This is a genomic window from Paraburkholderia sp. A1RI_3L, from assembly GCF_048957895.1.
GTDB classification, from domain to species: Bacteria; Pseudomonadota; Gammaproteobacteria; order Burkholderiales; family Burkholderiaceae; genus Paraburkholderia; species Paraburkholderia kururiensis.
On record NZ_JARCHA010000001.1, the window covers coordinates 113,859 to 133,196 of the forward strand.

Here is a 19,338-nt window from a genome sequence, read left to right on the forward strand (position 1 = left end):
GTAGGATTCATTGCTTTAGGTTTTGCTGTGCCGATGTACTGGATTTTTCGCATTTCCCGCATTTGCCTGAGTTGAGGTTGCGATGGCGATTAATGCGTATTGCGGCGTGATGGGTTCGGGCAAGTCGTACGAGGTCGTCCAGGGTCCGCTGCTCGATGCAATCGCCAGCGGTCGGCGCGTCGTAACGAACGTGGACGGCATCAGCGAGGAGCGAATCCACCAGTTCTTGATCGCTAAAGGGCGTGGCGACGGTTCGAACTTCGGCACGGTGGTGCACGTGCGGACTGACGACATCAGCGAGCCTGCGTTTTTTCCGGTTGAGCATGAGTCGGCGGAAGGGGCGACCGTTACGCCTGGGCTCGTGAAGCCAGGCGATCTGCTGGTGGTCGACGAAGCGTGGAAGTTGTGGGCGTCGGATAAAAAAATCTCCGACGAGCACATGGCGTTTTTTCGGATGCACCGCCATTTCACGCACGCCGAGACCGGCGTGGCCTGCGACGTAGTGTTGATGGTGCAGGACATTGGCGACCTGCATCGCAAGGTAAAGCCGGTTGTTGAGCTGTCCTTTCGAATGCACAAGCTCAAGTCGTTGGGACTGTCGTCAGGGTATCGCGTTGAGCAATACGAGGGCTGGAAGCAGAACGCGAAGACGCGCGTTGGAACCTATGTGCGCAAATACAGCAAGGACATTTTCCCGCTGTACAAGAGCTATGCGGGCGTGGGTGGCAAGGAAGCTGTGGTTGACAGGCGCCAGAACATCCTTCGCAACAAGCGCTTGTGGCTCATCGTTGCGGTGCTTGTGGTGATGCCGATTGTGTCCGTTCGATTCCTCTGGTCATTTTTCCACCGGGCAGCGCATGGCACGACGGCGACCGCTCCCAAGGCCGCTTCGTCGCCGTCCGTCGGTGCCGTTGGGTCGTCCGAGGGCGCTGGAGGCGGTCCTAAGCCGTCGTTTTCGGAACGCTGGCGCATCGCCGGCAGTTATAGCGGTTCGGGTCGGGCGTGGGTTGTGGTGGCTGATGGCGCGGGACGGTTGCGGATGGAAAGTCCCTCTATGTTCCAGAACACGGGGGTCGTGCGTGTTGGCACGATTGACGGCGAACGGGTTTCGACCTTTTCCGGCGCGAAGCCCGCTGGCGGTGACGGGGGCGCGGCGGCTAGCGCCGGACTCGGCGGGGTGACGAAGTGAGGAGGCTCGCGGCAGTGCTGTTGCTTGTGGCCAGTGTGGCAAACAGTGCTGAGCCAGTTGTACCGGCTTTGATGCCAACGATTCCGCCTCTTCCGCCGACGCTCTCCGCGCAGTCGGGTGATGGTGTAGGTTCGGCGCCGCTGGCTGCGGCGCCTCTGATGCCCCTGAAGATGGGCAACGCGAAATCGGTGGATCTTCGGTTCGTGAATGTCGCTCAGGTGATTGATCTCGTATATGCGGACATGCTCCAGTCGCAGTACGTGATTGCGCCCGAGGTGCTGGCCGACACGCGCACGGTGTCCTTCCGCTTCGACCGCACGAAGGGCGACATTCGCGACGTGCTGAACGATTTTCTTGCGTCGCTGGGGTTCGGCGTGTCCACCAAAAACGGCGTCGATTATGTGTTCAAGCGCAAGGACGACGACAAGGTGGACGCTGACAAGCAGGTATTTGTGTACACGCCTAAGTATCGGACGGCGGACTATCTAGCGCGGCTGGTGCAGCCGCTCTTTAACGGACAGTTCACGATGAACCGCACCATACCGGCAGCCGCTGGATCGCGTGCGCGCGCCGATGCGTCGCCTACCTCGGCGGCGGCAATGGTCGATCAGTCGTCAGACACGATGGTGTTTCTCGGCTCGGCCAGGGAAATTGCCATGCTCAAGTCGGTGCTGCCGCAAGTGGACACAAAGACTGGCGAAGTCGCAATCCGCGCGTGGGTGTATGAGGTCTCGACGGAAAACGACAGGACAACGGGCTTTCAGCTGGCGGCAAGCATCCTCGGCGGGCGGTTGGGGATCTCGTTGGGCGCCGGCACGGTGGACGACAAAGCGAACACGCTACGGTTGCGCTCGGGGTTTCTGGATGCCGCGATTGCCGCGCTCGATTCCGACAGCCGGTTCCATGTAATCACGTCGCCGAACGTACGGGTGGCGTCCGGCAAGCATGGGCGGCTCAACGTCGGCCAGTCGGTGCCGGTGATTGATTCGGTGCTGTATCCAAACTCAAGCGCGGCTCCGGTGCAGTCCGTGACGTACCAGGACGCGGGGGTGATCTTCGACGTGCTTCCAACCGTGAAGGACGGTGTGATCGATACGGAGGTGACTGTTGAGATTTCCGACTTCCAGAAGACGAGCACGGGCGTGAACAATTCGCCGACAAAGAACACGCGTAAGTTAGAAACGAGCGTAGCGCTGCACGATGGCGAATTGGTTGTGATGGGCGGGTTGAGCGAGGGCAAGGATTCGCACGTGACCAGCGGTATTCGTTGGCTGCCGTCGTTCATGGATGGGGTGTCCAGCGGGGCGAGCAGGTCTGACATCGTGTTGGTGTTGCAGGTTCAGAGTATCTGATAGCGCGCGGCGGCTAGCGCCGGGGTCAAGGCTCGCGTAGCGACCCGAAGGGCGTGGCCTTGACGCTGGCTATACCGCCGAATGCTGTGGTCATGGGTTGTGTCGGCCATAGGACGGCACAACCCATGTTAGCCGGGTGCGGGAGCTAACCGAAGGAGCGGCAGTGTATATCGAAGAGAGATTGCGTGACGGAAGGCGGAGGCGCGTATGGGTGGGGCGTCGTCCAGCGTTCGTTATCGACAGAGGCGACCGGTCACTATTTGTGGTGCGTCCAAGATTGGCGCGGTTGGCGAAGCTGCGTGTGGGCGGCGTCGTTTCGCTGAACTCGGTGGCGGGCGGCGGACTAGCGATTAAACGGATGGCGGCTCTGAGGCGCTAGCGATTCGCCGCCCGACTGCCCGCAGCGGGAGCGAGGACAGCCGGGCGCGCGAAGCGCGCCTAGATTTATATCAGGGACACTTAACGTACGAGGGACACAAGTAGCTGTGCGAGAGAGGTAGAGACACACGGACGTTGAAAAAGAAAAAGCCCCGGCCGCTGGAACGGTTCGGGGCTCATACAACAGCATTACAAGGACAATTTGCAATGCACGGCGAGAGTATAGGAGATTTCTCGGCGTTTCGCCGGGAATGGGTGGTTCGTGGGCGCAATTTCGGCGATGGGCAGGTCGAGGTCACGGCCACAAGGTTTGATCGATACATGGGCGCTCAACGGCTCAGCTATCTTCCACGCGCCAAGCGCGGCGAATCTGAGAATACCGAACAAAACCTCATGGATGCCGCGAAGCGCGCGAAGCAGCAAGTGCGCCTTCGTTGCAAGGCGATCGGTGCAGATCGGATGATCACGCTGACCTACAGGGAAAACATGGTGGATAAGGTTAGGCTGAAGAAGGATTTCGACGCGCTGCGAAGACGGCTTGGAAAGATTCAGAGTTTTCAGTATGTCGCGGTTGCTGAGCGTCAGAAGCGCGGGGCGTGGCATCTGCATGTCGCAGTGAAAGGGCGACAGAACTATCGAGTGTTGCGATCGATATGGAGAAGCATCGTCGGAGAGGACAACGGAAACATCGACGTGCGGAATCCTTTTAGAGAAAAAGGTCTTCGGCACAAGCTAGCGTCGTATCTCAGCAAGTACATCACCAAGGATTTCGCGGAACACGCTCTTAACGAAAAGCGTTACTGGACGAGTCGAGGCGTGGACGTACCGGCGCTGCACCCGATTGCCCACCTGATTTCCAACGATGTCGTCGGAGCGATCAAGACTGCATTCGATGCCGCAAGCAAGGTGGGGGCAACGCTCGATCGTTGCCAGACATACTGGAACGAGGAGCTTGGTTGCTTCTGGTTATCAACAAGGGAGGCTTAAAGTGACAGACATGTTTTTGTCTCCAATTGAATTAGCAGTACTTACTGGAAGAAAAGTCAAGTCCAAACAAGTGGAAGCTCTCCGTCGAATGGGCGTACCGTTCTTCATCAATGCTTGCGGGCGCGCCATCGTTGCTAGGTCTGTAATCGAGGGACGCACAAGTATTGCAGGTCGCGCGGAAAGCGGTGCCCGCTCAGGTTGGAACCCTGCTGTTCTTGGAGTGTGATCGGTGGGACGCAAGCCAACAAAGAACCTACATTTGCCGCCGCGCATGCGACTGAAGCAGACGTCGCGCGGCAAGACATACTATTACTACGACATGGGTGGCAAGCCACGTCGATGGAAAGCGCTTGGCGGTGATTTTGTCGAAGCTCTGCGTCTGTACGCCGACCTTGAGCAAGGCAACAGGACGGCACGGGCACTGGTTACGTTTCGGAACGTCGCTGAGCGCTATCTGGTCGATGTCTTGCCGAGTAAGGCGGTCGAGACACGGCGAACCAACTTACTGCAACTAGAGAAGTTGTACTCGTTTTTCGATTCTCCGCCGGCTCCTCTGGGCGAGATCAAGCCCATTCATATTCGAAAGTATCTGGACTGGCGCAAGGCGTCACCCGTCTCGGCCAATCGCGAGATCGCCTTGTTCTCGCACATCTTCAACAAGGCTAGAGAGTGGGGGCGACCGACCGTCCGAACCCGTGCATCGGGGTCCGAAAGCATCGCGAAACGGGCCGGGACGTCTACGTCGGCGATGGCTTGTACAAATCAGTCTGGGAAAAGGCTGACTTGCCGCTGCAAGAGGCGATGGACTTGGCCTATCTGACTGGGCAGCGTCCGGGGGACGTGTTGAAGATGGACGAGCGCGATGTGCGCGATGGAGTTATTTCGATCCGACAGAACAAGACCGGGGCACGGCTACGGATTGAGGTTGTTGGAGAACTCGCCGCTCTCATTGACCGATTGGCGATACGAAAAACCGCACATAACCCGCGCTCAACTCGGTTGATTGTTGATGAACAGGGCAAGCCGTTGGGGCGCTCGGCGTTGCGATTCAGGTTTGATCGGGCACGCGACGCGGCTGGCATTCCCAAAAGCGAATTTCAGTTTCGCGATCTACGGGCGAAAGCTGGTACCGACAAGGAGAGTACTAGCGACATAAGGGGAGCGCAGTCATTGCTTGGCCATGGAAGTGTATCGATGACGGAACATTACGTACGTAGGCGCGGGGCGAAGATCACCCCGACCCGTTAGAGAATCGCCGACTCATTGCGCGGCCGGCGGCGCCTCGTCATTCCACTCGGTAGGCGGCAAGTTCTCGGGACGATATTTAATCCCGTCATGGTGGTGATCTTGCAAGCGATCCTTATGTCGGACGACCTGCCGGTCAAGTTTGTCAATTAACAGGTCAATAGCGGCGTACAGATCACTATCAGCGCTCTCAACAAAAATATCGCGGCCCTTAACGCGGAGATTGATTTCGGCTCTTTGATTGGATTGCTTATGGTTATCGACCGACAGCAATACAGTGGCGTCGATAACTTGTTCGAAATGCCGCAAGACTCTTTCAAGCTTTGTAGTCACGTATTCGCGCAGTGCAGGCGTAACGTCGAGATGATGTCCACTTATCTTGAAGTTCATAAACACTCCACAAGGCTGAGAGTCCAAGCAGCGCCCCGGCGTTCGAGCGCCGCCTATGCATAGTCGTCTGCGAATCACCAACTCTTCGCGCGACTGTCACACACGATACACCTAGACGCCGGAGTTGTGGGCGGCTTGCGATCGATCGGCCTTGGTGCCCTCTGACTTTTTGGGTACCATACGTCAACTATATGCACCTGTATGTATACAATGAAAGCTGAACGGGACCAACTGTCTACCGCCGAGGTCGCTCGACAGGCTGGAATTCACAAGGACACGCTTCTCCGTTGGCTTCGCTCCGGTGTGGTCGCCGAACCTGGCAGAGATCGGCACGGGTGGCGGCTGTTCACTCGCGACCAAGCGCGGTCCGTTATCGCACTCGCCCAATCGACCCTGAGCGGTCCGCAGGCGGCCGAAACCAAGGCGTCGTCTACATACGCTGAGCGGTTGAGGGCCATTGACTGGGATTTCGCTGGAGCAAAAACCGGGTACCTCACCCACGGGATCCACCCGTACCCGGCCAAGTTCATTCCGCAGATCCCGAATGCTCTGATTCAAGAGCTGTCTAGCGTAGGGGACACTGTAGCCGACATCTTCTGCGGCAGCGGAACCACTCTCGTTGAGGCGCTCACACTCAAGCGTCATGCGGTTGGAATTGATGCAAATCCGCTTGCGTGCCTCATGAGCCGGGCCAAGACAACCGCGATATCGGAGAGCGACGCCCTTGCACTGAGGCAATTGGCTACGGACATGCGCACTGCGGGAGATGCACTTGCTCTCGGCGGTGACGGCCAGCTATTTCCAACCGAGAAATTTGTGTCGTCGGCATGGAGACCGGAGAGCGAAACGCTTTCGTTCTGGTTTGAGCCGTTTGTGATTGAAGAACTTGCCGAGTGCTTAGCTCGGTGTCGCTGCTTGCCGACCGAGCCAGCCCGAACGCTTGCACTCACCTCGTTTTCCTCCATCGTCGTGGCAGTGTCAAAGCAAGACTCCGACACGCGGTACGTGCGGCGCGAGAAGGGTTTGAGTTCAGGAGAGGTATTTAGAAAATTTGCGCGTGCTCTTGATGTGTCAGTGCGAGCAGCGTCCGAGTATTCCGATCTTGTCGAGCCGCGCTTTCGTTGTGCAGTGGTCGAGTCTACTCTATTGGACACTCCTGAGATCCCACCAATCGATTTGATGGTTTGCTCACCGCCCTACCCAAACGCATTTAGCTATCACCTTTACCACATGACGCGGATGCTTTGGCTCGGCATGGATCAACCTCGATTCAAGAAAGAGGAGATCGGCAGCCATCGGAAATACAGCAGCAACGGAAAAAATGCGGCCACTGCTGACACCTTCAAGCTTGAGTTTGAAGGAATAATGACGTGGCTACGCGACAAATTAAAAAAGAACGGATACGCCTGTTTCGTAGTTGGTGACTCTACACTAAAGGGTGAACGAATTGATAATGCAGAAATAATTTCGCAAGCCGGCAAGATCGCCGGCTTCTCGGAAGTCGCAAGAATCAATAGAACTTTGCAATCAACCAAGAAATCTTTCAACCCGTCGATCGGGAAAATCAAGACCGAGAAGATTTTGATTCTAGAGAATTGCGGAGGCGCGTCGTGAATCGACTGCAATGCAAAATTAAAGATTACATTCAGCCGTTTGAGCGAGAGCTTGCCCTGCAAGAGCTTAGAGCTTTGTCAAACGCGGAGCCGACGTACCTAGATGGAACGGAGGGAGACGGCGGGAATTTTGTCGTAAACACGACTGAAACGATGGAATCGTTGGCAGAACGACTCGCGTATTGGGAAACCGTTACTTATAAACAGGATTCGATTACCACGCGACAATCTCTGCGCGAGGCAACAGTAAATGTCGTCCGAAACGGCATTGATCTTGCGACGCTTGAAAAATCACTCCCCTTTGGTGAATTTGTACCTCTTCCGAATCGTCGCTGCCTTCGATACGGTACACACGGCATCCACGAGTACCGGGGGAAATTCTTCCCTCAATTGGTGCGCTCTCTAATAAACATTTCAAATACACCCGCTAGCGGAATTGTCGCCGATCCAATGAGCGGAAGCGGAACGACAGCAGTCGAAGCGTCTCTCGCAGGATGTCGAGCGCTCGGGCTTGATATGAATCCGTTGTCGGTCTTTTTGAGCAGGACTAAATGCGAACTCCTCTCCGCCGATCCAGAGAATCTTCGAATCGCGTATCAAAATGTGCGCGATAGCCTGCTCCAACCAGAGGTACGTGCAACAAAGAGCCTAGACTATTTCCGATCATTGCCATCGGAAGACCAAGAATATTTAGAGGATTGGTTTGCACAAGATGTCTTAACGGGCCTTGACGATATAGCACGACGCATATCTGACGTGAAATACAAGCCCGCCCGCGATCTGATGTGGGTATCGCTGAGCAATATCCTACGTTCAGTATCTTGGCAAAAGGACGCCGATCTAAGGGTTCGCAAGGAAATTCGACTCGACATTGAAATTGATCCTAAGCGCGCATTTCTCGAAGAACTGGGCCGCTCAATTCGCGCTGTATTGGCATTTCTTTATCAACGTCCTAAAACAGAAAATTCATACACATTTAGCATCGGCGAGGGTGATGCGCGCAAGTGTGCGACAACATGGGAAATGTATCAAGGCAAGGTTGACACAGTAATTACCTCTCCGCCCTACGCGACCGCACTCCCATATCTCGATACCGATCGACTTAGCCTCTGCTACTTGGGTCTTCTGCCGAGACCCGAACACCGAACGCGGGATCAGAAAATGATCGGGAATCGTGAAATCACCGAGCGCCTTAAACGCGAACAGTGGTCGCAATTCGTAGAGATGGGTGGAATTTTGCCTTCAGATGTTCGAGCATTGATCAATAGCATTGAAACTCTGAACGAAGGCACCGGCGCCGGCTTTCGTCGAAAGAACCTTCCCGCCCTGCTATCGAAATACTTCTTTGACATGCGTGAAGTGCTGGAAGGAATCCAAAAGTTACTTAAACCCGGCGGGGTCGCATTCGTAGTGGTTGGAAACAATCACACGATTGCCGGCGGTCAGCGAGTAGATATATGTACCGCGAAGCTTTTGTCACAAATCGCCGAAACGCTGAATTTTGAAATTGCCCCATCGCTCCCCATGGAAATGCTCGTATCGCGAGACATTTTCAAAAATAACGCAATGGAGTCAGAAGAAATTCTAGCGTTTCGGCGACCAAATTAATTATAAATACGCCCAACGCTTAAACGAATTCCGCACGGTATTAACGCACATGGCTAGATAAGCTCCATGTTGCGTTGTTCCTTGCGGAATAACGTTGACATAGTAGTCGTAAGAAGGGTTGGAGCTTGCCTCCACGTAAAGGATGTCTCCAACCGCCCCGGCGCTGCGAAGATCTTCACTCCTAATGCGCATATCTCTCTTGTCCGAGTTATACCAAATGGTTACGGCAACAATGTTTCCATTAACGTTTAACCGGACACCTGTGCGATCCATTTTCCCTCGCCCCTGTGCGTCGCGTGCTCCCGTGTAGCTGGGATCTGCCACAAAGAGGTTTGGCCATCCCCAAAACACCGGATCGTGATCACGACAGACTAGCGGAACAAACACCTCGGCCGATCGCCGCTGCGTGTTCGGATTAGTCTGCCCTACGCCGACGTCGGTGTTTTGCAGGGTCATAAGAAAAATCCGACGTTGCGCGGTCACCGCTCCTGGCACGGGATATCCAGCGGGATTGCCGACCGCGGTAGCAGGAGTAGCGAATCCGCCCTGGTACTGCGCTCCGGGATTAGCGTTGCCGCTCGGTGCTATCACCGGAGCGTGCGGCACGGGAATGCTGGTGAAAAGGGGATTGCCTGCGCCCACTGAACCGCTGGTGAAATTGTGATTGCCACCGCTAGTGTAAGCTTCGTCGGGCACCCATCCTTCTGACGCCAGCCGGTTCAGCAGAACACCATCTAACAATATGCAGTTGCCAGTGGCGGGGGTACTCCAAGCGTCCAGCGCCGTCTCGACTTCGTGTAAAAACGCGCGGTCTTCGTCTACCCGAAGGTCTAGCTCAATGACAACGCCCGCCTCGTAGTTCGTGTACAAACCTCCCTCGGTCAAATTGCCAGATCCGATCAGTAGCCGAGCCGCTAACTGATGCTTAAACAGATAGACCTTTGGGTGGAATGTTGAACTATTGGCGTTCTTGAATACGTAAAGCTGGCCGGTCGCGCCAACTGCAGAAAGTAGGTCCTCAAGGCCCTCGCGCGAAGTTCCGCCGGCATCTATACCAGCCGACATTCGAATCGCGCCTCCCCGTTGCGCGAAAGCTCGAAGCGAATCGACCACGTGTTTCGTACCAGACCGCTTGACGAAAGCAACCGAGGCTCTGAATTCGGCCCAGATCGGTTCCGAAAGCGATTGGAGCAGCACATCCCCTAATCGAGCCGCCCCGAAGGGCTGGAGCGTAAACCTTAATGCCATGTCTTCCTCGTTTTTATCAGTTTGGAGGGTTTTTAGACACCAGCCGGGGAGCGCCACGTACTCGGTTTGTAGAACACGCCCCGGTTTGTAGAACAAAAAAATGCGGGTCCCATCTCTGGAACCCGCATGGGTACTGGTGCCGGCTGCAGGACTCGAACCCGCCACCTGATGATTACAAATCAACTGCTCTACCAGATGAGCTAAGCCGGCGTAAGACCGCGATTCTACTTCATTTCACGACCTTGAGGTGCCCGCGGCCGCCCTTCGCGCCGTCGTCGCCGTTGTGGGGCCCCGGGCCCTCTCCCGCTTCGGCCACACCGGCGTCCCGCGCCGTAACGCCTGCAGCCGCGCCCTGCTCCTCTTCGCTCGCCGGGAGTTCGTCCAGAACGTCCTCTTCTTCGGACGAAAGCACTGCGTCGCCGGCGCCGCCGGCCGGTGCGTCGACGGGAAACGCCATGCCCTGACCGTTCTCGCGCGCATAGATGGCCAGCACGTTGGCCACCGGCACTTCGATCTTGTGCGACTTGCCCGAGAAGCGGGCATTGAATTCGATCAGCTCGTTGCCCATCTGCAGCTGGCTCGTGGCCTGGAAGCTGATGTTCAACACGATCTCGTTGTCCCGCACGAACTGGCGCGGCACACGGGTGTGGTTATCGACGCGCACGGCGATGTGCGGTGTGTAGCCGTTGTCGGTGCACCATTCGTACAGCGCCCGCAGCAGATAAGGCTTCGTGGAAGTCTCTTGCATCAACAATCCTTTTGCGAGGACAGCGGCAACGCCCCGAATGTCCGCTCGCCCACCGTGAGCAGCGGGCGGACGTTCGGCCGCGGCGTTGCCGCCCCTGCCGTCCCGCCGCCGCAAATCAGCGGCGCATCACCTTCTCGGAAGGCGTCAGCGCTTCGATGTAGGCCGGACGGCTGAAAATACGCTCCGCGTACTTCATGAGCGGCGCGGCGTTCTTCGAAAGCTCGATGCCGTAATGGTCGAGGCGCCACAGCAGCGGGGCGATGGCCACGTCGAGCATCGAGAACTCTTCGCCCAGCATGTACTTGTTCTTCAGGAAGATCGGCGCGAGTTGCGTCAGACGGTCGCGAATCGCGAGGCGCGCCTTCTCGTGATTCTTCTCCGCAGCCTTGCCCTTTTCGTTTTCGAGCGTGCCGACGTGCACGAACAGCTCTTTCTCGAAGTTCAGCAGGAACAGGCGTGCGCGGGCGCGTTGCACCGGGTCGGCCGGCATCAGCTGCGGGTGCGGGAAGCGCTCGTCGATGTACTCGTTGATGATGTTCGACTCGTACAGAATCAGGTCCCGCTCCACGAGAATCGGCACCTGACCGTACGGATTCATCACGGCGATGTCCTCCGGCTTGTTGAACAGGTCGACATCGCGGATTTCGAAGTCCATGCCCTTTTCGAACAGCACCAGCCGGCAACGCTGGGAGAACGGGCAGGTAGTGCCGGAGTACAGAACCATCATGATTTACGTTTCCTCAAAAAACTCAAAGGCCAGCGCGCGAAAAACCGTCCAGATGGTTTTTCCCTGCGCCGGCCCCACGTCGGTCAGGACGTGACTATTTGATCTCTTTCCAGTAAGCGGCGTTCAGTCGCCAGGCAAAAAAGCTCAGCAGGCCCAGGAACAGCAGCACCCACACCCCGATCTGCCGGCGCGCCTTCTGCTGCGGCTCGGACATCCACGACAGGTACGCCACCAGGTCCGCCACCGCAGAATCATAATCCACCCGCGACAGCGTCCCCGGCGTGAGCTGGTCGTAGCCCGCAAAGCGGTGCTCCTTCTCGCCCGTGCGCTCGTCCACCACGTCCTCGAACTTCGCCGCGCGCTGCCCCTGCAGCTGCCACAGCACGTGCGGCATGCCCACATTGGGGAACACCAGGTTGTTCCAGCCCGTGGGCCGCGTCGGGTCGCGGTAGAAGCTGCGCAGGTACGTGTACAGCCAGTCGCGTCCGCGTGCCCGCGCCTCCACCGACAGGTCCGGCGGCGCCGCCCCGAACCACGCCTTCGCGTCATCGGGCCGCATGGCCACCGTCATCGTGTTGCCCACCTTGTCGGTGGTGAACAGCAGGTTCGCCTGGATCTCCTTCTGCGCAATGCCGATGTCCTGCAGCCGGCTGTAGCGCATCAGGTTCGCACTGTGGCAGTTCAGGCAGTAGTTGACGAACAGCTGCGCCCCATGCTGCAGCGAGGCAAGATTTTCGCCGTTATCGGGCGCGCGGTCGAGCGGAATATTCTCCTGGGCCATCACCCGCCCCGGCACCGCTGCCACCAGCAGCGCCAGCACCAGTGCAACCCCGGCCGCGCACGCACGCGCGAACCCTGCAAGCAATGTCTTCATGTCCGGTTGTCCTCGTTCGCGGTTAATGGGGCTTGTACCGCACCCGTTCCGGCGGCTCCCTGAACGTGCCAAGCCGCGTCCAGAACGGCATGCCGAGGAAGAACGCGAAGTACACCAGCGCGCACACCTGCGCCACCAGCGTGGCCGCCGGCGACGGCGGCTTCGTGCCGAGGAACGCCAGCGTCAGGAACGCCAGCACGAAGATCCCGTAGAACACCTTGTGGAACAGCGGCCGGTAGCGGATCGACTTCACCGGCGAGCGGTCCAGCCACGGCAGGAAGAACAGCGACACCACCGCGCCGCCCATCACCACCACGCCCCAGAACTTCGACTCCGTCAGGTACATCGCGACGATCACCAGCACCGCGAGCACCGGCAGCCCCAGCCGCCATTTCCCGCGCGCCCTCGCCAGCGCCAGCAGCCCGAGCAGCCCGATCACGACCATCAGCACAATCTTGAACGGGTCCGTGGTCGCGCGCAGCATCGCGTAGAACGCGGTGAAGTACCACACCGGTGCAATCTCCGGCGGCGTCTGCAGCGGGTTGGCCGGGATGAAGTTGTTCGCCTCCAGGAAGTACCCGCCCATCTCCGGCGCGAAGAACACGATCGCGGCGAACACCATCAGGAAGATGCACACGCCCATGAAGTCGTGCACCGAGTAGTACGGATGGAACGGGATACCGTCCAGCGGGCGCCCCTGCGCGTCCTTCTTCGCCTTGATCTCGATGCCGTCCGGGTTGTTCGAGCCCACCTGGTGCAGCGCGATCAGGTGCACGAACACCAGCCCCAGCAGCACCAGCGGGATCGCGATCACGTGGAACGCAAAGAACCGGTTGAGCGTGACGTCCGAGACCACGTAGTCGCCGCGGATCCACAGCGACAGGTCCGGGCCGATGAACGGGATCGCCGAGAACAGGTTCACGATCACCTGCGCGCCCCAGTACGACATCTGGCCCCACGGCAGCAGGTAGCCGAAGAACGCCTCGGCCATCAGGCACAGGAAGATCGCGCAGCCGAAGATCCACACCAGCTCGCGCGGCTTGCGGTACGACCCGTACAGCAGCCCGCGGAACATGTGCAGGTACACCACCACGAAGAACATCGACGCGCCCGTGGAATGCAGGTAGCGGATCAGCCACCCCCACGGCACCTCGCGCATGATGTATTCCACCGAGCCGAACGCCAGCGTCGCGTCGGGCTTGTAGTTCATCGTCAGGAAGATGCCCGTGACGATCTGGTTGACCAGCACCAGCAGCGCCAGCGAGCCGAAGAAGTACCAGAAGTTGAAGTTCTTCGGCGCGTAGTACTCCGAGAGATGCGCCTTCCATGTCTCGGTCAGCGGGAAGCGCCGGTCGATCCAGCCGGTGAGCCCCGTGGTCTCCACCTCGTGTTCAGTGCCGCTCGCCATTTACGCTTCTCCTTTTTCGTCCCTGCCGATCACCAGCTGCGTGGCCGAGGTGAACATGTAGGGCGGGATGTCGAGGTTCTGCGGCGCGGGCTTGTTCCTGAACACGCGGCCCGCGAGGTCGTAGGTCGAACCGTGGCAGGGGCACAGGAAGCCGCCCGGCCAGTCGTCGGGCAGGTTCGGCTGCGCGCCCTCCTGGAAGCGCGGCGTCGGCGTGCAGCCCAGATGCGTGCACACGGCCACCGCCACGAGGATGTTTTTGTGCTCCGCACGCGAGCGGAACTCGTTTTTGCAGTACGCCGGCTCGGGCATCGAAAAGGGATTTTTGCTCTGCGGGTCGGCCACCTCGCTGTCGGCCTTCTGGATGTCCGCGAGCATGCGGTCCGTGCGGTTCAGGATCCAGACCGGCTTGCCGCGCCAGGCCACCGTCATCATCTCGCCCGGCTTCAGGTTGCTGATGTCGACCTCGACCGGCGCACCCGCCGCTTTGGCCTTCTCCGATGGTGCAAACGAACTAACGAAGGGTACGACAGTGGCCACGCCTCCTATGCCACCTGCTACGGACGTCGCTATCAGCCACGTACGGCGGCTGCTGTCGACGCGGTCATCTTCTTTGTCTCGCATCACATCGCCCCACTTCTGAGTTGGATTTTTTCCGTCACGCCGTTCTACCGCCGCTAGTGTGCTCGAATGGAGTCGCCATTTACAAGGCCCGGCCTCCAAAAAGCGTGCGAAGTGCTTGAAAAATCAGGGTTTTCCCGCACGCACAGCAAACTTTTTTCTATCGTGCTTTTAAGCGCGTTCTGCGTTCCGGTAAATTTTTGCCAATCAGACGGGATTATGGATATCGATAAAGACATGCTCGATGTCGAAAGCCTCGGACAAATGCGCACCGAGCGCCTGTACGCCGAAGCGTTCGGTGGCGTGATGCCCCGCGGCAACGAACGCGACGCCGCTTTCGGCCGAGGTATGGGTGGTCTGCTCCGAGATTTCGCCTGTCAGGTAGACGTCCGCGCCGGCCTCGATGGCGTCGTCGAAGTAGCCCTGCGCGCCGCCCGTGCACCACGCGATGCGGCGCAGTTCCCAGTCTGGGTCGCCCAGCACGAGTGGCGCCCGGCCCAGCGTGTGCTCGACCTGCGCCACGAGGTGAGCGAGGGTGACGGGCATGGGCAGAGTCGTCATCCAGCCGATACCGTTCTCGCCGAAGCGCGTCTCGCCGATCAGGCCGAGCCGCGCGCCCAGTTGCGCGTTGTTGCCGTACTCGGGATGGTCGTCGAGCGGCAGGTGATAGGCGAACAGATTGAGGTCGTTGGCAAGCAGCGCGCGCAGGCGTCGATATTTGCGGCCCGTGATTTGCGGCTGCTCATTGCGCCAGAAGTAGCCGTGATGGACGAGTAGCGCGTCAGCGCCCCACTCCAGCGCGGCTTCGACGAACGCAAGCGACGCGGTGACACCGGTGGCGATTTTCTCGATGCGGCGCCGGCCTTCCACCTGGAGCCCATTCGGGCAATAGTCCTTGAACCGCGCAATATCGAGAAGATTGTTCAGATACAATTCCAGTTCGATGCGATCCATATAATTCCTCTATCTTCAGATGCTTAGACGCTTTTGGCTGTTCTTCGCCCAGGCGGTGACGGTATTGCTCGCGCTGATGTTCATTATCGCGACGCTGAAACCGCAGTGGCTGCAGCGTCAGGGACAATTCGGCAAGCAACTCGCCGCGCCTATTGTCGCGTTGCGGGAAGTGGCGCCAGGCATCGGCAACGGCCCGGCACAAGGCTCTTATGCCGACGCGGCCCAGAAAGCGATGCCCGCGGTCGTCAACGTGTTTTCCAGCAAGGACGGCTCCCTGCCGCCGGACCCGCGCGCCAAAGACCCGCTGTTCCGCTACTTCTTCGGCGACCGCAACAACAGCCGCAAGCAACAGGACCAGCCGGCGGCGAATCTCGGTTCGGGCGTCATCGTGAGCCCGGAAGGTTACATTCTAACGAACCAGCACGTGGTGGACGGCGCCGACCAGATCGAGATCGCGCTCTCCGACGGACGCACCACCACCGCAAAAGTGATCGGCGTGGACCCCGAAACGGACCTCGCCGTGCTGAAGATCGATCTGCCGAATCTGCCGGTCATCACGCTGGGTCGCATGAACCAGACGCGTGTGGGCGACGTGGTGCTCGCCATCGGCAACCCGTTCGGCGTCGGCCAGACGGTGACGATGGGCATCATCAGCGCGCTCGGTCGCAATCACCTCGGCATCAACACGTTCGAAAACTTTATCCAGACCGACGCGCCCATTAATCCGGGTAACTCGGGCGGCGCGCTCGTCGACGTGAACGGCAACCTGCTCGGCATCAACACGGCCATTTACTCGCGCTCGGGCGGCTCACTCGGCATCGGCTTCGCCATTCCGGTTTCCACGGCGCGCAGCGTGCTGGAAAGCATCATCACGACGGGTACGGTGACGCGCGGCTGGATTGGCGTGGAGCCGCAGGACGTGACGCCGGAGATTGCGGAGTCGTTCGGTCTCGACCAGAAGTCCGGCGCGATTGTGGCCGGCGTGCTGCGCGACGGCCCCGCGGACAAGGCCGGCATCAAGCCCGGCGACATCCTGCTGAGCGTGAACGGGGAAGAGATCACGGACACCACGCGCCTGCTCAACGTGATCGCGCAGATCAAGCCGGGCACGGACGCGAAGGTGCACCTCGTGCGCAAGAACCGGCCGCTGGACCTCGACGTGATGATCGGCAAGCGGCCTCCGCCGCCGAAGCAGCAATCCGATCAGGATGACGGCTCGGACGACGGGGGCTGAGGAATTCGGATGAAAGGGCGGCCCGGGCGGGAGAACTAAGTGGGCGCCCTTCGCTTCAGTTGGCCGCTTCGCTGCTGTCGGCAGCCGGCGCGGGCTTCGAGACGAAGAGCCGCGCGGCAATAATCCCCGCCTCATACAAAACGATGAGGGGCACCGCGAGAATCAGTTGGGAAAAGACGTCGGGCGGCGTCACGACCGCGGACACGACGAACGCGCCCACAATCACGTAAGGCCGGATCTCCTTCAGCTTCTTCACCGAAAGCACACCCATGCGCACCAGCAGCACCACGACGATGGGCACCTCGAACGTCACCCCGAACGCGAGGAACATGGTGAGCACGAAGCTCAGGTAGTTATCGATGTCGGTGGTCATCTCCGCGCCCAGCGGCGCGTTGTAGTGCGCCATCACGCGGAAGATGGTGGGAAACACCACGAAATACGCGAATGCCATGCCGCACAGGAAAAGCGAATAGCTGCTTACCACCAACGGTGCCACGAGCCGCTTTTCGTGCTGGTAGAGCCCGGGCGCGATGAACGCCCAGATCTGGTACAGCACCACGGGCAGCGCGATGACGAATGCGACCATCATCGTCACCTTCATGGGCACGAAGAACGAGCCGGTGACGTCGGTGACGATCATCTTTCCGTCTTTCGGCAGGTTCTGCATGAGCGGCCGCGCGAGCAGCCTGAAGATGTCCGGTGCCCAGTAGACAAGCCCCACGAACACGACAATGACGGCAATACCGGCCCGGATGATGCGGTCGCGCAGTTCGACGAGATGGGAGATGAAGGTCTCTTCAGTGCCTTCGTGCTGGTTATGCTGGGGGTCGCTCACACCGGCCCTCGGTTGGAGATGGTCGCTCGGGACATCAGAAGAAGAAGCGCGTAGGGCGGCGCAGGCTTTCGGGCGTGTGCCGTGCAACGCGCGCGGCACCCGACTGCACGCGCGTGCGGCGCAACGTGGCGCGTTTGTACCATACCGGCGTGGCAGTCGTTTTGACGCGCCAGCTCTTGCCGCCCCGGCTGCGCCTCGATCCGCCCGCGGATGCCAGGCTGTTGTTCCAGAAGCTGCCGGTGCTGCCGCCCGTGGTACCGGAGGTGTCGCCCCCCAGCGCGGCCGGATCTGCACCGCCCGCCACACTCGGCGAAACCGATGTCCCTGCGTTCCATGCCTCGTTCAGCTCGGTTTCGTGCTTGCGCAGGTTGTCATGGATGGTGGTCTCCACGTTCTGCGCCGCGTTTTCGAACTCGGTCTTCATGCGACGCAGTTCGTCGAGTTCGATTTCGCGCGTGACTTCCGCCTTCACGTCGTTGATGTAACGCTGCGCGCGACCGAACAGCGCACCTGCCGTGCGTGCGACGCGCGGCAGCCGCTCTGGCCCGAGAACAACGAGCGCGACGACGCCGATCAGCGCCATCTTGGTGAGACCGAGGTCCAGCATGAATGGAAGCTTCCGTCAGTCCGGAACAGGAAAGGGAAAAGGCGTACGCCGCTAAGGCGGGCGCCGTGCGAAACCTTAGCGCGAGTCGCCCGAACGCGCTTTTTCCTTCGCGTCGACGTCCACCGTGTTCGACTCGGCCAGCTCGCGCTTTTGCGCGTCCGACGGCGCGTCGGCGTCGCGCATGCCTTCCTTGAAGCCCTTCACCGCACCGCCCAGATCGCTGCCGATATTGCGCAGTTTCTTCGTGCCGAACACGAGCGCCACGATCAGCAGAACAATCAGCCAGTGCCAGATACTCAACGAACCCATGATCAAAACTCTCCTTAACCCCGCTGCCGCGCTTTGGCGCGGCGATTGACGATCCGGACGGTTGCCGGACCTGGAGCCTCAAAAGCTCCTTCAATGCTCTTCGTACTGAACGCAGCCATCATGCCTCGCGCACGTGTACCAACCGTGTCGTGCCGCGACCTTCAGCCCATGCGCTGCCACGGACGCGGCCCCGCCAGGATATGCGCGTGCAGATGGTATACCTCCTGCCCGCCACCGGGACCCACGTTGACCACCGTCCGGAAACCGGTTTCGCCGCCCGTGTAGGACACACCCAGCTCCTTTGCGATGCGCGCGACCACCACAAACATTCTACCAAGCAGAGGGGCGTCGCTTTCGGTGCAATCGGAGAGCGTGGCGATGTGCTGGCGCGGGATCACGAGCACGTGCGTTTCGGCCGCCGGACGGATATCGCGAAAGGCGAGGAATTCGTCGTCCTCATAGACGCGGTTGCTGGGAATCGCGCCATCGGCGATCTTGCAGAAAAGACAGCTGCTGCGGTCGTGACTCATGGGTATTCCTGATGCGCTTTGGGGCACGCTGTGTGCAAATAGGGACGCAAGGTAGCTCGCAACGACCGGTCAGAACCACCCGCGCGGGTTCAGCAGGGGTTTGTTGTCGTACAGAAACAGCCAGCCCTTGATAATACGGTACAACGTCCAGATGGCGACAGCCCACAAAATCGGAATGCCGATCACGACGATGATGAGCGCGAAGCCGATCAGATGAGCGATCAGTCCCATCCAGAAGGTGCGGATCTGCCACTCGAAGTGCTGTTCGTACGGCGTGCCGGCCACGTCGCCGCGCTTCAGGTAATTGATGATGATCGCGACCAGCACCGAGATGCCGCCGGTGAGCCAATACACGGCGTAGAGCGCGTAGAGCACGTGTGTGAGCGTACGCAGGCCGCGCAGGCGATCCGCGTCCAGCGCGTTGTGGTACGAGGGAGGCGGATATCCGCCGGGCGATTGCTCCATCTTTGTCTCCCTGTTGCGA

At 59.3% G+C, this 19,338-nt stretch carries 21 protein-coding genes and 1 tRNA gene; 8 read left to right on the forward strand and 14 right to left on the reverse strand.

Annotated features, from left to right (window positions below):
• Positions 1-82 precede the first annotated feature (82 nt).
• The 5 genes from PXJ20_RS00525 to PXJ20_RS00545 all read left to right on the forward strand — a co-directional run bounded on the left by PXJ20_RS00525 (position 83) and on the right by PXJ20_RS00545 (position 5,154).
• Positions 83-1,189, forward strand: a complete 1,107-nt coding sequence (locus tag PXJ20_RS00525) for a zonular occludens toxin domain-containing protein (RefSeq protein WP_421029938.1) — start codon at positions 83-85, stop codon at positions 1,187-1,189.
• 14 nt (positions 1,190-1,203) lie between these two features.
• Positions 1,204-2,541: a type II secretion system protein GspD gene (locus PXJ20_RS00530; RefSeq protein ID WP_421029939.1), complete on the forward strand. Its 1,338-nt coding sequence runs from the start codon at positions 1,204-1,206 to the stop codon at positions 2,539-2,541.
• Between the two features lie 585 nt (positions 2,542-3,126).
• Complete coding sequence (locus PXJ20_RS00535; protein WP_421030952.1) at positions 3,127-3,906, forward strand: rolling circle replication-associated protein; 780 nt, start codon at positions 3,127-3,129, stop codon at positions 3,904-3,906.
• Between the two features lie 10 nt (positions 3,907-3,916).
• A complete protein-coding gene (locus tag PXJ20_RS00540; RefSeq protein ID WP_226118325.1) occupies positions 3,917-4,132 on the forward strand; it encodes a DUF4224 domain-containing protein in 216 nt (71 codons plus the stop codon).
• A 527-nt stretch (positions 4,133-4,659) separates the two neighbouring features.
• A complete protein-coding gene (locus PXJ20_RS00545; RefSeq protein WP_421029940.1) occupies positions 4,660-5,154 on the forward strand; it encodes a tyrosine-type recombinase/integrase in 495 nt (164 codons plus the stop codon).
• A gap of 12 nt (positions 5,155-5,166) precedes the next feature.
• On the opposite strand, the gene hpf is transcribed toward PXJ20_RS00545, so the two are convergent.
• Positions 5,167-5,541: a ribosome hibernation-promoting factor, HPF/YfiA family gene (gene hpf, locus PXJ20_RS00550; RefSeq protein WP_251108593.1), complete on the reverse strand. Its 375-nt coding sequence runs from the start codon at positions 5,539-5,541 to the stop codon at positions 5,167-5,169.
• Between the two features lie 210 nt (positions 5,542-5,751).
• Between hpf and PXJ20_RS00555 the strand changes: the two genes are divergently transcribed.
• Positions 5,752-7,155 (forward strand): DNA methyltransferase, encoded by a 1,404-nt coding sequence (locus PXJ20_RS00555; RefSeq protein WP_421029941.1) that lies wholly within the window; start codon positions 5,752-5,754, stop codon positions 7,153-7,155.
• Positions 7,152-8,762 (forward strand): DNA methyltransferase, encoded by a 1,611-nt coding sequence (locus PXJ20_RS00560; RefSeq protein ID WP_421029942.1) that lies wholly within the window; start codon positions 7,152-7,154, stop codon positions 8,760-8,762. The genes PXJ20_RS00555 and PXJ20_RS00560 overlap by 4 nt, the downstream gene beginning before the upstream one ends.
• Here the strand turns inward: PXJ20_RS00560 and PXJ20_RS00565 are convergent, their stop codons facing one another.
• The 8 genes from PXJ20_RS00565 to PXJ20_RS00600 form a co-directional block, all read right to left on the reverse strand.
• Positions 8,763-10,106, reverse strand: a complete 1,344-nt coding sequence (locus tag PXJ20_RS00565) for a phospholipase D-like domain-containing protein (protein ID WP_421029943.1) — start codon at positions 10,104-10,106, stop codon at positions 8,763-8,765.
• A gap of 38 nt (positions 10,107-10,144) precedes the next feature.
• Positions 10,145-10,220 (reverse strand) — tRNA-Thr (locus PXJ20_RS00570).
• Positions 10,221-10,239: 19 nt separating this feature from the next.
• On the reverse strand, positions 10,240-10,758 hold the full coding sequence (locus tag PXJ20_RS00575; protein WP_277596935.1) for a ClpXP protease specificity-enhancing factor: 519 nt from the start codon (positions 10,756-10,758) through the stop codon (positions 10,240-10,242).
• A 115-nt stretch (positions 10,759-10,873) separates the two neighbouring features.
• Positions 10,874-11,485, reverse strand: coding sequence for a glutathione S-transferase N-terminal domain-containing protein (locus PXJ20_RS00580; RefSeq protein WP_006052302.1), 612 nt, complete (start codon positions 11,483-11,485; stop codon positions 10,874-10,876).
• 94 nt (positions 11,486-11,579) lie between these two features.
• Complete coding sequence (locus tag PXJ20_RS00585; RefSeq protein ID WP_421029944.1) at positions 11,580-12,359, reverse strand: cytochrome c1; 780 nt, start codon at positions 12,357-12,359, stop codon at positions 11,580-11,582.
• Positions 12,360-12,381: 22 nt separating this feature from the next.
• Positions 12,382-13,767, reverse strand: a complete 1,386-nt coding sequence (locus tag PXJ20_RS00590) for a cytochrome b (RefSeq protein WP_017777236.1) — start codon at positions 13,765-13,767, stop codon at positions 12,382-12,384.
• Entirely contained in the window at positions 13,768-14,388 is a 621-nt protein-coding gene (gene petA, locus PXJ20_RS00595; RefSeq protein WP_277596937.1) for a ubiquinol-cytochrome c reductase iron-sulfur subunit, read from the reverse strand.
• 204 nt (positions 14,389-14,592) lie between these two features.
• Positions 14,593-15,339 carry a Nif3-like dinuclear metal center hexameric protein gene (locus tag PXJ20_RS00600; RefSeq protein ID WP_421029945.1) on the reverse strand — a complete coding sequence of 249 codons (747 nt, stop codon included), beginning with the start codon at positions 15,337-15,339 and terminating at the stop codon, positions 14,593-14,595.
• A gap of 19 nt (positions 15,340-15,358) precedes the next feature.
• Between PXJ20_RS00600 and PXJ20_RS00605 the strand changes: the two genes are divergently transcribed.
• On the forward strand, positions 15,359-16,573 hold the full coding sequence (locus tag PXJ20_RS00605; protein WP_017777233.1) for a Do family serine endopeptidase: 1,215 nt from the start codon (positions 15,359-15,361) through the stop codon (positions 16,571-16,573).
• 55 nt (positions 16,574-16,628) lie between these two features.
• Here the strand turns inward: PXJ20_RS00605 and tatC are convergent, their stop codons facing one another.
• From tatC to PXJ20_RS00630, 5 genes are all read right to left on the reverse strand, one after another.
• Positions 16,629-17,408, reverse strand: a complete 780-nt coding sequence (tatC, locus tag PXJ20_RS00610; RefSeq protein ID WP_421029946.1) for a twin-arginine translocase subunit TatC — start codon at positions 17,406-17,408, stop codon at positions 16,629-16,631.
• 34 nt (positions 17,409-17,442) lie between these two features.
• Positions 17,443-18,015, reverse strand: a complete 573-nt coding sequence (tatB, locus tag PXJ20_RS00615; RefSeq protein WP_413212620.1) for a Sec-independent protein translocase protein TatB — start codon at positions 18,013-18,015, stop codon at positions 17,443-17,445.
• Between the two features lie 75 nt (positions 18,016-18,090).
• Positions 18,091-18,324: a Sec-independent protein translocase subunit TatA gene (gene tatA / locus PXJ20_RS00620; protein WP_017777230.1), complete on the reverse strand. Its 234-nt coding sequence runs from the start codon at positions 18,322-18,324 to the stop codon at positions 18,091-18,093.
• Positions 18,325-18,485: 161 nt separating this feature from the next.
• Positions 18,486-18,854: a histidine triad nucleotide-binding protein gene (locus tag PXJ20_RS00625; protein WP_421029947.1), complete on the reverse strand. Its 369-nt coding sequence runs from the start codon at positions 18,852-18,854 to the stop codon at positions 18,486-18,488.
• Positions 18,855-18,923: 69 nt separating this feature from the next.
• Positions 18,924-19,319 (reverse strand): DUF4870 family protein, encoded by a 396-nt coding sequence (locus PXJ20_RS00630; RefSeq protein WP_413212621.1) that lies wholly within the window; start codon positions 19,317-19,319, stop codon positions 18,924-18,926.
• Positions 19,320-19,338: the final 19 nt, after the last annotated feature.

Bases quoted from the DNA above. Each gene is read 5' to 3' on its own strand.
- PXJ20_RS00525 (WP_421029938.1), top strand. From the start codon at position 83: ATGGCGATTAATGCGTATTGCGGCGTGATGGGTTCGGGCAAGTCGTAC.
- PXJ20_RS00535 (WP_421030952.1), top strand. From the start codon at position 3,127: ATGCACGGCGAGAGTATAGGAGATTTCTCGGCGTTTCGCCGGGAATGG.
- PXJ20_RS00540 (WP_226118325.1), top strand. From the start codon at position 3,917: ATGTTTTTGTCTCCAATTGAATTAGCAGTACTTACTGGAAGAAAAGTC.
- hpf (WP_251108593.1), bottom strand. From the start codon at position 5,541: ATGAACTTCAAGATAAGTGGACATCATCTCGACGTTACGCCTGCACTG.
- PXJ20_RS00555 (WP_421029941.1), top strand. From the start codon at position 5,752: ATGAAAGCTGAACGGGACCAACTGTCTACCGCCGAGGTCGCTCGACAG.
- PXJ20_RS00575 (WP_277596935.1), bottom strand. From the start codon at position 10,758: ATGCAAGAGACTTCCACGAAGCCTTATCTGCTGCGGGCGCTGTACGAA.
- PXJ20_RS00580 (WP_006052302.1), bottom strand. From the start codon at position 11,485: ATGATGGTTCTGTACTCCGGCACTACCTGCCCGTTCTCCCAGCGTTGC.
- PXJ20_RS00585 (WP_421029944.1), bottom strand. From the start codon at position 12,359: ATGAAGACATTGCTTGCAGGGTTCGCGCGTGCGTGCGCGGCCGGGGTT.
- PXJ20_RS00590 (WP_017777236.1), bottom strand. From the start codon at position 13,767: ATGGCGAGCGGCACTGAACACGAGGTGGAGACCACGGGGCTCACCGGC.
- petA (WP_277596937.1), bottom strand. From the start codon at position 14,388: ATGCGAGACAAAGAAGATGACCGCGTCGACAGCAGCCGCCGTACGTGG.
- PXJ20_RS00600 (WP_421029945.1), bottom strand. From the start codon at position 15,339: ATGGATCGCATCGAACTGGAATTGTATCTGAACAATCTTCTCGATATT.
- PXJ20_RS00605 (WP_017777233.1), top strand. From the start codon at position 15,359: ATGCTTAGACGCTTTTGGCTGTTCTTCGCCCAGGCGGTGACGGTATTG.
- tatB (WP_413212620.1), bottom strand. From the start codon at position 18,015: ATGCTGGACCTCGGTCTCACCAAGATGGCGCTGATCGGCGTCGTCGCG.
- tatA (WP_017777230.1), bottom strand. From the start codon at position 18,324: ATGGGTTCGTTGAGTATCTGGCACTGGCTGATTGTTCTGCTGATCGTG.
- PXJ20_RS00625 (WP_421029947.1), bottom strand. From the start codon at position 18,854: ATGAGTCACGACCGCAGCAGCTGTCTTTTCTGCAAGATCGCCGATGGC.
- PXJ20_RS00630 (WP_413212621.1), bottom strand. From the start codon at position 19,319: ATGGAGCAATCGCCCGGCGGATATCCGCCTCCCTCGTACCACAACGCG.